This is a genomic window from Paraburkholderia suaedae, from assembly GCF_040812055.1.
Taxonomy (GTDB): Bacteria; Pseudomonadota; Gammaproteobacteria; order Burkholderiales; family Burkholderiaceae; genus Paraburkholderia.
On record NZ_JBFOAH010000004.1, the window covers coordinates 14,705 to 28,060 of the forward strand.

Annotated in this window: 13 protein-coding genes; 12 read left to right on the top strand and 1 reads right to left on the bottom strand. The window is 63.6% G+C overall.

All coding sequences use genetic code 11. The annotated features are described in order from the left end of the window. Window positions 1-45: 45 nt before the first annotated feature. The 5 genes from ABQJ48_RS07485 (at window position 46) to ABQJ48_RS07505 (ending at window position 3,466) form a co-directional block, all read left to right on the top strand. The gene (locus ABQJ48_RS07485) at window positions 46-597 is read left to right on the top strand and encodes a type 1 glutamine amidotransferase domain-containing protein (protein ID WP_367837036.1); all 552 of its coding nucleotides are present in this window, start codon (window positions 46-48) and stop codon (window positions 595-597) included. A 94-nt stretch (window positions 598-691) separates the two neighbouring features. After that, window positions 692-1,255, top strand: coding sequence for a DUF4142 domain-containing protein (locus tag ABQJ48_RS07490; protein WP_367837037.1), 564 nt, complete (start codon window positions 692-694; stop codon window positions 1,253-1,255). Next, window positions 1,252-1,596, top strand: a complete 345-nt coding sequence (locus ABQJ48_RS07495) for a DUF1488 family protein (protein ID WP_367837038.1) — start codon at window positions 1,252-1,254, stop codon at window positions 1,594-1,596. The genes ABQJ48_RS07490 and ABQJ48_RS07495 overlap by 4 nt, the downstream gene beginning before the upstream one ends. An 89-nt stretch (window positions 1,597-1,685) precedes the next feature. After that, a complete protein-coding gene (locus ABQJ48_RS07500; RefSeq protein WP_367837039.1) occupies window positions 1,686-2,267 on the top strand; it encodes a hypothetical protein in 582 nt (193 codons plus the stop codon). Between the two features lie 746 nt (window positions 2,268-3,013). Continuing rightward, on the top strand, window positions 3,014-3,466 hold the full coding sequence (locus ABQJ48_RS07505) for a ferritin-like domain-containing protein (RefSeq protein ID WP_367837040.1): 453 nt from the start codon (window positions 3,014-3,016) through the stop codon (window positions 3,464-3,466). A 202-nt stretch (window positions 3,467-3,668) separates the two neighbouring features. Here the strand turns inward: ABQJ48_RS07505 and ABQJ48_RS07510 are convergent, their stop codons facing one another. Further along, window positions 3,669-4,007 (bottom strand): BON domain-containing protein, encoded by a 339-nt coding sequence (locus tag ABQJ48_RS07510; protein ID WP_367837041.1) that lies wholly within the window; start codon window positions 4,005-4,007, stop codon window positions 3,669-3,671. Window positions 4,008-4,579: 572 nt separating this feature from the next. Here ABQJ48_RS07510 and ABQJ48_RS07515 point away from each other — a divergent pair. The 7 genes from ABQJ48_RS07515 to ABQJ48_RS07545 all read left to right on the top strand — a co-directional run bounded on the left by ABQJ48_RS07515 (window position 4,580) and on the right by ABQJ48_RS07545 (window position 13,348). After that, window positions 4,580-6,073, top strand: coding sequence for an RNA polymerase factor sigma-54 (locus tag ABQJ48_RS07515; protein ID WP_367837042.1), 1,494 nt, complete (start codon window positions 4,580-4,582; stop codon window positions 6,071-6,073). A 148-nt stretch (window positions 6,074-6,221) separates the two neighbouring features. Then, window positions 6,222-7,400, top strand: a complete 1,179-nt coding sequence (locus ABQJ48_RS07520; RefSeq protein WP_367837044.1) for a pyridoxal phosphate-dependent aminotransferase — start codon at window positions 6,222-6,224, stop codon at window positions 7,398-7,400. A gap of 250 nt (window positions 7,401-7,650) precedes the next feature. Further along, complete coding sequence (locus tag ABQJ48_RS07525; RefSeq protein ID WP_367837046.1) at window positions 7,651-9,402, top strand: S10 family peptidase; 1,752 nt, start codon at window positions 7,651-7,653, stop codon at window positions 9,400-9,402. A 211-nt stretch (window positions 9,403-9,613) separates the two neighbouring features. Beyond that, window positions 9,614-10,360, top strand: a complete 747-nt coding sequence (locus ABQJ48_RS07530) for a FadR/GntR family transcriptional regulator (RefSeq protein ID WP_367837048.1) — start codon at window positions 9,614-9,616, stop codon at window positions 10,358-10,360. A gap of 285 nt (window positions 10,361-10,645) precedes the next feature. Continuing rightward, window positions 10,646-11,389, top strand: coding sequence for a (Fe-S)-binding protein (locus ABQJ48_RS07535; RefSeq protein ID WP_367837050.1), 744 nt, complete (start codon window positions 10,646-10,648; stop codon window positions 11,387-11,389). Further along, on the top strand, window positions 11,386-12,777 hold the full coding sequence (locus tag ABQJ48_RS07540; RefSeq protein ID WP_367837052.1) for a lactate utilization protein B: 1,392 nt from the start codon (window positions 11,386-11,388) through the stop codon (window positions 12,775-12,777). The genes ABQJ48_RS07535 and ABQJ48_RS07540 overlap by 4 nt, the downstream gene beginning before the upstream one ends. Then, a complete protein-coding gene (locus ABQJ48_RS07545) occupies window positions 12,764-13,348 on the top strand; it encodes a LutC/YkgG family protein (RefSeq protein WP_367837054.1) in 585 nt (194 codons plus the stop codon). Before ABQJ48_RS07540 ends, ABQJ48_RS07545 begins: the two co-directional genes overlap by 14 nt. The last annotated feature ends 8 nt before the right edge of the window (window positions 13,349-13,356 follow it).

Sequence of the window (13,356 nt, forward strand, 5' to 3'; positions counted from 1 at the left end):
GTCGCGCGGCGCGCGCCGTCGCCGCCTCATGAAAGGAGAGTACGCATGGCTAGCACGTTGAATGGTCGCAAGGTGGCGGTTCTTGCGGTAGATGGTTTCGAGCAGGCCGAATTGATTGAACCGAAGCGTGCGCTCGCGGAAGCGGGTGCCACGGTGCATGTGATCTCGGCCAAGCCCGGCACGATCCAGGGTTTCAAGCACGTCGACAAAGGCGATGCGGTCGAAGTCGATTCGACCTTCGACCAGGCGCGCCCGGACGACTACGACGCGGTGGTGTTGCCCGGCGGCGTGGTGAATGGCGACGCAATTCGTCTGCTGCCGCAGGCACAGGCCTTCGTCAAGGCCGCCGACAGCGCGAAAAAGCCGATCGCGGTGATCTGTCACGGCGCGTGGCTGCCGGTGTCGGCGGGCATCGTCAAGGGGCGCACGCTCACGAGCTGGCCGAGCCTGCAAGACGATATCCGCAACGCGGGCGGCACCTGGGTGGATCAGGAAGTGGTCGAGGACGGCAATCTGATTTCAAGCCGCAAGCCGGCCGATCTGCCCGCTTTCAACAAAACGCTGATCGCGCGACTGTCCGGGCGCGAGTCGGTGTGAGTAAAACCGGTACACGCGGCGCGCGGCACGAGCCCCGCGCTGCGCCCGCAACTCGGTCCGGCTTTCGCGTCGCGTCTAACAGGGAGAAAATGCAATGAAAATCCGGTATTCCCTACAAGTGATGACTGTCGCGCTCGGTTTGAACGCGGCATGCATCGGCGCGGCCTGCGCGCAAGCCAGCGATGCCCCGGCGAGCGACGCGCCGGTCAGCGGCACCCAACTTTCGCCCGCGGATCAGCAGTTTGTGCTCGACGCGTCCAAGTCCGACGCCACCGAAATTGCAGCCAGCAAGATCGCGCTGAAAAATTCCAACGATCCGCACGTGCGTAAATTCGCGCAGCAGATGATCGCCGACCATACGAAGCTCTCGCATACGATGTCGGCGCTCGTCGCGAAGAAAGGCTTCAAGCAGACGCCGGCCGCGGATTCAGCGTTGGTCGGCAAGCTGCAAACCCTGAAGGGCAAGCAATTCGATCAGGCTTACGTGGAGCAGATCGGAGTCGAGGCACATCAGCGCGCGGTCGACCTGTTTCAGCAGGAAAGCCAGAGCGGCACCGACGCGCAACTGAAAGCAGCGGCCGCGCACGCGTTGCCGACCATCCAGCACCACCTCAAGATGGCGCAGCAACTTGCCGGCGACATGAAGGGCTCGTCATGAATGCGATCCTGCCGCGGCCAGCCTATGAGGACTCCCTTATGCAGATCAGTTTTCCGGACGACAAACCGGCCTTCGACGGCGCCAACCTGCTGGTTCGCTTCACGGCGCGGGTAGACGGCGAGGCGGTGGTGTGCGCCATTACCGCCGAAGCGCTGGAAGATCACTTCGGCGCCGAGTCGGCGCTCGAAGCGGCGTTGATGGAAGCGTTCGAGAAAGGCCGTCAGCGCATCCGCTCGGTTTGCGCCGAAGCGCTCGACCAGAATCAGGGAGAAGGCGTAGTGTTGCATAGCGGACTGTTCAGAGTGGAAGGCATGGAATCCGATCGCGGCGCTAGCGCGTAGCCCGTCGCATGCTGCAATCCGCGGCGCGACCGCGGCACATTGCGGCAGCACGGTCCGCCAGCGCGATCTCAACGATGCAAGGAGGCCTTATGTCACTCATCGTCGCAGCACGGTTCACCACTTTTCCGGCCGCCGAGAATGCGGCGAAAAGACTTTTCGACGCGGGTTTCGTCGAGGAAGACGTGACGCTCTTCTTCGTCAATCCGCGTGGCCAGCATGCACGTCATCCTATCGGCGGCGACACCGGCACGGATGCCGGCGCCAAAGATTCGCCCAAGGGCGCCGGCATGGGTGTGACCATCGGCGCCGTAGTCGGTGCCGTGGTGGGCGTTGCGATCTTCGCGGCATTCGCCGCGCCCTTGCTCGTGTCGCTGATCGCGGCAGGCGTCGGCGCCTACGTCGGCTCGCTGGTCGGCGCCATGTCCCGCACGCGAGAGACGGGCAAGACCGGTCATCATCTACCTTATCAACAGGAGTCGCGCGATTCGGGCGTACTCGTCGCCGTGCACGTATCGCCTGACAATCAGCTCGACGCCGCGCGCGTGTTGCGCGAAGCGGGCGGCACGGCGATCGAAAAAGCCACCGGCCGTTGGCAGCAAGGACGCTGGGCCGACTTCGATCCGCTGAAGACGCCCGAGCCGTTGAACGACTACGGCGAGAAGCATGCTTGAGGGCGGTCTGATTCGGCTTTCGATGCGATTGAATGCACAACGCCCTGCATTTGCCGGGCCGTTGTGCGTTGTGCGGTCTCTCACGTTTCACTGCATCCGACGCGCAGCTCCTTTCCCGACCATCTTCACACCCATATCTGCCGCGCGCGATGATTCGCTCGGGTAATGTCATCCGTTTGACGTTCGTTGCGCGTCGGCTGTTCGCAGGCGGCCGGCCTCAGGCCGTCGCGCGAAGGTCCGCAGGACGACACCTGCGCTGGCGGATTCGTGGGCGTGGCGTCTTGCGTTTGCACATGTTCGCGAATCTGGAGAGCCACCCCAGATGAGACGATGGCAATGCAGACGAGACATTCCGCGCGCGTGACCTTCTTCATCGTGTTTTCTCCCTGTCGTTACCGCGTGCCCGTCGTTTTCGATGGTTTGCGCGTACGCTCTGTGTCGATGCGTGCGCTCTGCGCAATGCGGGCGCTGCGTGGGAAGCAACCGTTGTGCCATTGCGGAAAATGACGCTGGGCCGGGCTTTCCCGAGCGTATCAGCGCGGCGCGGCACGCAACATTTACGCGCGTATGCAAGAGTGCTGCGAATCTGCTGACGGGTTGCGATCAGCCGCGACCGCATGACGCCAGGCACGCTCCGTGCGAATAGATTGGCGAACTCCGCCTGTAACGACCTGCGCCTCGCAAACGCATGTCAACGGTCAAAGCCGGCAGCGGATTCCACGATGAACGAAACCTGGAGGTATTGAATGGCTACGAACGTTGTTTCCGTGCTGAACGATCTGGTCGAAACGTCGAAGGACGGCGAAAAGGGCTTTCGCAAAGCAGCCGAAGATGCACATGACTCGCAGTTGAAGACGATGTTTCTGGCGCGTGCCGAAGACTGCGCGCGCGGTGCACGCGAGTTGCAGGACGCGGTGCAGAAGCTTGGCGGCAAGCCCGAGACTGGCGGAAGCATGAGTGGCGCGCTGCATCGTGGCTGGGTCGATGTGAAGTCCGCAGTTACCGATCGCAGCGATCACGCCATTCTGGTGGAATGCGAAAAGGGCGAGGACGTCGCCAAGAAACGCTACCACGACGCGCTCGAAAAAGATTTGCCGGCGGACGTACGGGCGATCGTCGAGCGGCAGTATCAAGGCGTGCTTCAGAACCACGACCGGGTGCGCGAACTGCGCGATCAGTATGTTGCCACGCGGCGTTAAGCGGTGCTAACGAAGTAGGCGGTCGGGGCAGGGCGGTGGTCGCCCCTGCAGCCGGCAACCGAATGAGCATGGCGTTCGCAAAAAAACAGCCGTAGATGGAGCAAAGAAGAAGGCCGTCCGCATGGCGGGCGGCCTTTTGGGTGTTCCAAACCTTCGCAAAGTGCCGGCTTTCGCCGGCATCTTTGCTGCGGTCTGCCCGATTCTATTCGGCGGCGACCTTCAGATGATTCTTCACGTGCGATACACCCTTTACGCCTTGCACGACTTCTTCGGCGGCGGCCTTTTCGTCGGCTGACGGCACGGAACCCGTGAGCCACACCACCCCCTTGCGGGTCTTCACGTGAATATGGGTCGACTTGACGTTCTTCGCGGCGAGCAGATCCGCCTTGACCTTGGTGGTGATGGTGCTGTCGTCCAGATGCTGGCCCATCGTTTCGGACGAGGCCGACGGTGCGGAAGCGCTGGTCTGGGCCGTCGCGTTCAACGCGAACGCAACACAAGCGATGCTGCCTGCGGTCTTCAGAAGTTGGATGGTCTTCATGGTTTCTCCTTCGGGTGTTGATGAAAATTGCGGTCTTGTTGCCTGCGGTCGATCGCGGCGGCAGCCGCCGATGACGCGCGTGGGGTCGTTGCCGCTACGGTTCCGTCAGGGCCCGTTATCGACACCGGATGCGAGGGCAGCGCGTGCGTCAATGCATCGGTTTGATGCGTTTGACGCGCACAGTCACACATCCGTCCACACTGTGGTGGTCCGCAAGTAGTGTGCCTGATCGATTGAGTGAGCCAGCCGTGTCGCGGCAAAACCGCTTCCGCGCGTGCATTAGGCTGAAGAATAGCGCGGCGCGCTGTGCTGAAGCGCGCACGCCGTGCAGGTCCGCCCGCGGACCGAAATTTGCCGGACGCTTGTAAAAAGGGCGTCCGACACGCGCGCAATCAGCGGGCCCGGCACCCCGCGCGCACACTAAAGCCCCACGTAAACAGCGGGTTGGACGAACTGGTACGGGTGTTGCTCTCAACGGTTCAAAGCACAGGATTTTTGTCGGCCTTCCTGTCAGCTACCTCATCAGCTTTTCATCAGCTACCCATCCAGCTACCCAACGGGACCTCACTACGATGCCTTCAATTGAACTACGCACAAGGCAGTCTCTCGCACTCACGCCGCGTTTGCAGCAATCGGTGCGTCTATTGCAGTTGTCGTCTCTGGAGTTTCAGCAGGAGTTGCGCACTGCGCTCGACACCAATCCGTTTCTCGAATACGACTCGTCGGAAACTGAGGATGTCGCGCTCGCGACCGCCACGTCCCCCGACGAGGCCACGCCGTTGCCCGCCGCCGATACCGTCGCCGGCGCCGAAGCCGATGCACTGCCAGCCGATCCCGGCAGCGGCGACACGATAGAAAGCGCGGGTCAGGACGATCTGGGCGGCGATATGGGCGGCGAGTTTTCCGGCGACTACAGCAGCCGCAGTTCGGCGCGGCAGAACGGCGATTCCGAGGGCAGCGATCCGGCCGAATGGGCCCGTTCGCAACCGACCCTGCATGAGCAATTGCATGACTCGCTGCGTCTGTACCGGCTCGACGACCGCGACCGCGCGGTGGCCCGCTTCATCATCGAGGCGCTCGACGATGACGGCTACCTGCGCCAGTCGCTCGCCGATCTCGCCGCTAGCGTCGATCTCGAACCCGAGCTGACAGAAGAAGAACTGCTGGTGGCTCTGCGCCTCGTGCAATCGCTCGACCGGCCAGGCCTCGCCGCGCGTTCGCTATCCGAGTGTCTCTCACTGCAAGTCAATGCATTGCCTGCGGATACGCCGGGGCGTGAGGTCGCACGCCAGATCGTCGAGCATCACCTGGAACGTCTCGCGCGCCGTGAGCAGGCGGAATTGCAAAAGCAGATCGGCTGCAGCGCGGAAGCGTTGCGGGTGGCATGCGCATTGGTGCGCAAGCTCGATCCGAAGCCCGGCAACTGCTATGGCCGCACCGAGGACAACTACGTGGTGCCGGACGTGATCGTGCGCCAGGTACGCAACAAGTGGGTGGTGTCGATCAATCCGGCGGTGCAGCCGCGTGCGCGGATTCATCGCATGTACGCGGAACTGTTCGCGCAGTCGGCCGGCGCGAGCCGCTCGCCGCTCGCCCAGCAGTTGCAGGAAGCGCGCTGGCTGATCCGTAATGCGCAGCAGCGTTTCGATACCATTCAACGCGTGGCGGAATGCATCGTCGCGCATCAGAAGGCCTTTTTCCAGTACGGCGAAATCGCGCTCAAGCCGATGGTGCTGCGCGATGTGGCCGAAGAACTAGGCCTGCACGAGTCGACCATCTCGCGTGCCACCGGCAACAAATACATGGCTACGCCGCGCGGTATTTTCGAATTCAAGCACTTCTTCCCCCGCGAGTTGGGTACGGAAAGCGGCGGCACGTGTTCGGCCGCCGCGGTGCGCGCGCTGCTCAAGGAAATGATCGCCGCTGAAAACACCCGTGATCCGCTATCCGATGTGACGCTCGCAAAGATGCTCGCGGACCAGGGTGTGCTGGTCGCGCGCCGCACGGTAGCGAAGTACCGGCATCTGATGAAGGTGCCGCCGGCGGAGTTGCGCCGCCAGATATGAATGCGCGGCGCTCTGTGAAAGGGGCTGCGCTCAAGCGCAACGTTTGAGGGCCACGCGAGGCTGTCCGCTCGCGTGGCCTTTTTGCGTGTCTGGACGTTTCGTGCGCGCGCCATTACATTGGCGGGTCCAGGCGAAACGGGTGAGCGTAATGAAGTACTCGAATCGGGTCGAGCGGCTGCAAGGCAGACGCACGTCCGCGTGGGAAATCCATCGCGTCGCGCAACTTGCGGCCGCCGCCGGCGAAGACGTGATCGTGCTGAGCGTCGGCGACCCCGACTTCGCGACGCCCGCGCCGATCGTCGAGCGTGCAATCGCCGCGTTGCGCGAAGGCGATACGCATTACAGCGCGGTGTCCGGCCGCGAGCCGCTGCGCGCGGCGATCGCCGCGGAACACGTGCGCACCACCGGCTGCGCGGCGAGCGCGGCCAACGTCATTCTCACCGCAGGTGCGCAGAACGGCGTGTTCGCTGTGTCGCTGTGCCTGCTCGAAGCGGGCGACGAAGTGATCGTCCCCGAGCCGATGTACCTGACCTACGAAGCCTGCGTCCGCGCGGCGGGTGCGACGCTGGTCGCGGTTCCGGTCGATCCGGCGCGGGCCTTCCATGTCGATTGCGACGCACTCGAAGCCGCGCTCACGCCGCGCACCAAGGCCATTTTCTTCGCGACGCCATGCAATCCGACCGGCGTGGTGATGCCGCGCGCCGATCTCGAGCGCATCGCGCGGCTTGCCTGCCAGCATGATCTGTGGGTGCTTTCCGACGAGGTCTACGCCGGGCTGACCTTCGAGCGCGAACACGTGAGCATCGCGTCGCTGCCCGGCATGGCGGAACGCACGGTGACGCTCGGCAGTCTGTCGAAGTCGCATGCGATGGGGGGCTGGCGCGTCGGCTGGGCGGTCGGGCCTGCGGAGCTGGTCGAGCACATGGGTCGGCTTGCGCTCGCAATGCTGTACGGCTTGCCCGGGTTCATCCAGCAGGCCGCGCTGACGGCCGTGCAAAACACGGCAGCCATTGCCGCAGAAATGCGCGAGATCTACCGGCGCCGGCGCGATGTGGTGTTCGAGCGCCTGCACCGTGTGCCGGGCCTGCACTGCCTGTTGCCCGAGGCAGGCATGTTCATGATGGTCGACGTGAGCGGCACCGGTCTCGCGACGGTGGATTTCTCCTGGCAGTTGTTTCGCGCGCAACGGGTGTCGGTGCTCGACGCAAGCGCGTTCGGCGAGACCGCGAATGGCTTCGTGCGGCTCGGCTTCGTCGTGGAAGAGGCCCGGCTGATCGAGGCATGCGAGCGGATCGCGGCGTTCGTGGATGGCTTGCGGGTGCGTTGACCCGGTGCCGGGTCCGAGGGTATGGGTTCAGGCAAGCGGCCCGCTGACGGGCCGGGCTTTCTGCGGCAATTCGATCTTTTTTCGGTTGGTCACCGCAAGCGATGATGAGCCAGCCACCGCGCGAGGTTTCTGTTGACGGCGGTCAAGCTTGCGTCAAGAATCGAGCGCCGGGTCGTCTGCGGGTCGGCGGATACCGACAGACACCTGGAGCCAGCACGCCGGCGCATCCAGATTTGCACGGGGGAACGCCATGGGCCATCGTTTCTATTTTTCTTTACGCCGAGCAGTGACGGCGCGATCGCTGGCGACGCTCGCAGGCGCAATGCTCGCGCTGGGCGCGCTGAGCCAGTGGTGCGCAGCCGCTGAGCTCGATGATTCGTCCCATGCCGATGCGCCGGTCGCAACGCAAGGCGCGGCGTCGGAAGCCGGGGCGCCCGTGCGCAGCCGGACCGGCACGTCGCGCCGACAAGTCGATGCAAACGACGAACAGTACGATCCGCACACCGTACCGCCGCGCACACCCTCTGCGGCTCGCAACGATAGCTCGGATACGGCACAGCGCAATGGCAAATCCGCGGCTGCCATACCCGTGCCACCGGAAAGCTCGACCGTCACCCAGCATTCGATCCGCCTCGATGGCCACAAGGTCGACTACACGGCGACGGCCGGCAACCTGCTCTTGCACGACAAAACCGGCCAGGCCAATGCGAGCGTGTTCTACGTCGCCTACACGGTCGCCGCCAAAGCACCGTCGACGCGCCCCGTCACTTTCCTCTTCAACGGTGGACCGGGCGCCGGCAGCGTGTTCCTGATGATCGGCTCGGTCGGACCCAAGCGGGTACGAACGGCGAGTCCGGCCAGCACGCCGCCCGCGCCCTACGCGCTCGACGACAACCCCGACAGCCTGCTCGGCGTCACCGACCTGGTGTTTATCGATGCGGTGGGCGCGGGTTTATCAAGGGTGGTCGGGCATGGAACGGGCAAAGACTTCTGGGGCGTCGACCAGGACCTGGGCGCCTTCTCGCGGTTCATCGACCGCTATCTGACGGTGAACCAGCGCTGGAATTCGCCGAAGTATCTGCTGGGCGAATCGTACGGGACCGCGCGCGCCGCGATGCTTGCGTACCGGTTGGGGCAGAACAATATCGCGCTCAACGGTGTGATCCTGATGTCGTCCGTGCTCGACTCTCAAGCCTTTGCACCCGGGTCCGATTTCAAAAGCGAAAGCTATCTGCCGAGCTTTGCGGCGATTGCCTGGTATCACGACAAGATCTTGCCCAAGCCTGCCAGCTTGCCGGCTTTTCTCGACGAAGCGCGCGCGTTTGCGCGCGGACCTTACGCGCAAGCGCTGGCGCAGGGCGATGCGCTGCCCGACGAGCAGCGCGATGCGATTGCCGCGCGCGTTGCGCAGTTCACCGGGCTCGACGTCGGCTACGTGAAGCGCAATCGGCTGCGCCTATATCCTTCGCGCTTTCGCAGTGAGTTGTTGCGCGATCAGTCGCGCAGCGTGGGTCGTTACGATGGGCGTTTCGAAGGCACCGATTTCGACGATGCGTCCGAGCATCCCGATTTCGACGCGTCCGTGACGAGCGTGTCCAGCGCTTTCGACGCGGCGCTGCATCGACACTTCGCCGAGGACCTGCACTTCACGCCCGCCGATCGCTACGTGGTCTTCAACGACGAAGCATTGACCCACTGGGACTGGAAACATCGCGAATGGTGGGGCGAGCATTTGACCGCACCGTATGCGGCCGGCGATCTCGCTGAAGCGATGCGGCAGAATCCGCAACTGCGGGTGATGTCGGTGAACGGCTATTTCGATCTGGCCACGCCGTTTTACGCCACCGAATACGCGTTGGCCCATCTCGGGCTCGACGCGGCGCTGCGCGCCAACGTGCGGCTCGCGTACTATCCGAGCGGCCACATGATCTATCTCGACGATCAGGCGTTGCATGCCCTCAAGGGCGATCTGGTGAACTTCTATCAAGCGGGCGCGCGCTGAGATTCGCGGACCCACGCGAAGCATGGCCTTCGAGCGGCCTCGTTGGCCCGTTTGAAGTCGCAACAGCGCAACGCGCGCAGCATGCGGATGCGGCGAACCGTCGAACGGTATAATCCACGCACCGTGCGATAGTCGCGTTCGAAGTCGCACGAGGGGCATCGGCCATTGCCTGCCAGTCTGCCTCGTCAACCGGTTTCACCAATCGCTGCCCATGGAATTCCGCCCGATCCAGTCCTTCACGCGCAAACGGCTCTCCGACGTGGTGTCCGACCAGATCAAGCAACTGATCTCGGACGGCACGCTGATGCCGGGCGACCGCCTGCCGGCCGAACGCGATCTGGCCATGCAACTCGGCGTGTCGCGGCCCTCGCTGCGGGAAGCGTTGATCAGGCTGGAAGCGGACGGCTACATTGAAACGTCGGGGCGTGGCGGCTTCACGGTGGTCGACCTGACCGCGCCGATCATCTCCAAACCGCTCGCCGAACTGCTGCTGAAAAATCCGCGCACGAGCGCCGATATTCTCGAGCTGCGCCAGGGGCTCGAAGCCATTTCGACCGTGTACGCGGCGCAGCGCGCGAGCGCGGCGGACCTCGAGAAAATCAGCGCGGCCTTCGAGGCGTTGAAGGCCGGCTCACTGTCGCAGGATCGCGTGAATCTGGCTGAACTGGACGCGGCCTTTCATCTTGCGATTGCCGACTCGACGCACAACGTCGCGCTCACTCATGTGATGCACGGCATCCATACGCTGATACGCGAGGGCATGCGGCAATATCATCGTCTGATCGACTACGATGACGCGATGGAAAAGCAGTTGATGAGCCAGCATCAGGCCATCTACGACGCCGTCATTGCGCGCGACGCGCAGAAGGCGCGCAAGGCGGCCGAGCGTCACCTGACATACGTGCGCGGCATGTATGAGGACGACGCGGCCCATCCCTCCGCGAATGGCGTCGCGTGAGAGCAAGACTGCGTAGTCGCCCCGGCTAGCCTGTTACGCTGCGGCCTCTGCACGAGCCGGCATCGGTTCTCATCTCGCGCGTGGTGCCGCGCGCTCTCTTTCGCGATTGACACCTCCTGCGACTTCCCTATATTCTTGGTCAGACCAACCTGACCAAGCTGGCCCAGCCGTCAAAAAAAACTTGCGCGGAAGCGCCCGGGCTGATGCAAGCCCTGATCGCCTTGGCGCCCGGTTCCGCAGTAGAGTAGGCGAATCCCCGCTCGCCGATTTTTTTTCAAAGAGCCTATGAAAGTCGCCCTGTTCATACCGTGCTTCATCGACGCGTTCTACCCCGAAGTGGGAATCGCGACGCTCGAATTGCTCGAACGCTTCGGCATCGAGGTCGACTATCCGCAGGAGCAAACCTGCTGCGGCCAGCCGATGGCCAACAGTGGCGCGCATGCCGACGCAGCCGGCGCCGAGCGCGTGTTCGCGCGCAATTTCGCGGGCTACGACTACATCGTCGGACCCTCCGCGAGTTGCATTCATCATGTCCGCGAGCATCTCACCGCCATCGAACAGACGAGCGAAGTGAAGAAAGTCCGCGCGAGCGCATATGAACTGGTCGAGTTTCTGCACGACGTGGTCGACGCGCGCGAATTTCCGTGGGCCGAGTTTCCGCATCGCGTCGGCTTGCACAACAGTTGCAGCGCGCTGCGTCATCTGAAGGAAGCATCGGTGTCCGAGATCGCGGGCGCACCATTTTCGAAGCCGCGTGCATTGCTCGAACGCGTGAAGGGTATCGAGTTCGTCAAGCCGGCCAGGCCCGACGAATGCTGCGGTTTCGGCGGCACGTTCTCGGTCACGGAAGAACCCGTGTCGGTGCGCATGGGGCAGGACAAGGTGCGCGACCATCTGAATGCGGGCGCCGAATACATCGTGTCGGGCGACATGTCGTGCCTGATGCACCAGCAAGGCTGCGCGGAACGCATGAAGGCCGACGCGCGCTTCATTCATATCGCGCAGGTCCTCAACGGAGCACGCGCATGAGCCGCATCGACCACGCGAAAGCCGCGGGCGCTTTCATCAAGAAGACGGAGCATGTCGCGTTTCACGACAAACGTCTGTGGGATTTGCGCGAGAAGCGCGACGCGCAGGCGCATGGCATCGCCGAATGGGAGACGTTGCGCGAACTCGCCTCGGGTATCAAGGAACATACGCTGTCGCACCTCGCCGATTACCTCGACCAGTTCGCCGCGGCTGCCGAGGCCAACGGCGTGGTCGTACATTGGGCAGCCACCGCGGAGGAACACAACGCGCTGGTGCACCAGATCATGTCCGAGCGAGGCATGACCACGCTCGTCAAAAGCAAGTCGATGCTCACCGACGAATGCAAGATGCGCGAGTATCTCGAACCGCGCGGGATTGCGGTGATGGAGACCGATCTGGGCGAACGCATCCAGCAGCTCGATCATCAGGACCCGAGCCACATGGTGGTGCCCGCCGTCCATAAGCTGCGCGCCGATGTTGCCGAGCTGTTCGGCCGCACCATCGGCACCGATCCGCAGAACAGCGACATCCACTATCTCGCGGAGAGCCAGCGGATGAATACGCGCCCGTACTTCGTGCGTGAAAAAACCGCCGGCATGACCGGCTGCAATTTCGCGGTGGCGCAGACGGGCACGGTCGTGGTGTGCACCAACGAGGGCAACGCGGATCTGTCCGCGAACGTGCCGCCGTTGCATATCGCGTCGATCGGCATCGAGAAGCTGATTCCCAGGGTGTCGGATCTCGGCGTGTTCATCCGCATGCTCTCGCGCAGCGCGCTCGGCTCGCCGATTACGCAATACACGTCGCATTTCCGCGCGCCGCGTCCGGGCACCGAGATGCATTTCATCCTCGTCGATCATGGCCGCTCGGAGCGGCTCGCGATGGAGGACTTCTGGTACTCGCTCAAATGCATCCGCTGCGGCGCGTGCATGAATACCTGTCCCGTGTATCGGCGCAGCGGCGGACTCTCGTATGGCGGCACCTACTCGGGGCCGATCGGCGCGATCATCAATCCGACTTTCGATCTGAAGCGCTACAGCGCATTGCCGTTCGCGTCGACGCTCAACGGCAGCTGCACGAACGTATGTCCGGTGAAAATCAACATTCACGAGCAGATCTACAAATGGCGCACGGTGATCGCCGCACGCCATGAAGTGCCGTTCGTGAAGCAGGAAGTGTTGAAGATGGCCGGACGCCTGCTGGGGAGCCCGACGCTGTATCGGGCGACGGTGTCGTCGATGGGCGGCGCATTGCGGCATCTGCCGAACTTCGTGCTGTATAACCCGCTCAACATCTGGGGCAAGCAGCGCGAGTTGCCGGAAGCGCCGAAGCTGACCTTCCATGCCTGGTACAAGAAAAATCGCGGAGGCGGTGATGGCAACGCGTGAGGCTTTTCTGGCGAAGGTGCGCGCCGCGCAACCGTCGGCGCGGCCGTGCCCGGAGGTGCCGCTGTTCAGCACGCCGGGCGGCGATTTGCGTGCGCGTTTCACGGCGGCATTGCAGGCGATGGGCGGCACCTGTGCCGAGGCGGCGACTGCCGGCGAGGCGAGCGCCCTGATCCGCGAGCGCTTCGGCGATGCGGTGTCGATTGCATCGGCAAGCGCCCAGGTGCCGGGTACGCGCGCGCTGACGGCGGACACCGAGCCTGCTTCGCTGCAGGACGTCGACGTCGGCGTGGTGCGTGCACGCTTTGGGGTGGCCGAAACCGGCTCCGTCTGGTTCAGCGAACGCGAGTACGTGGTCAACGCGCTGGGTTATATCGTCCAGCATCTGATCGTGTTGCTCGATCCCGCGCAACTGGTCGACGGCTTGCAGGACGTCTACCGGCGCGACGATTTCCGCGACGCGCGTTATGCGGCGCTCGTCACGGGGCCGTCTGCGACAGCCGATATCGAAGGCGTGCTGATTCGCGGCGCACAGGGCGTGCGCTCGTTGACGGTGGTCTGGCTGGCCGCCTGAGGCATTTT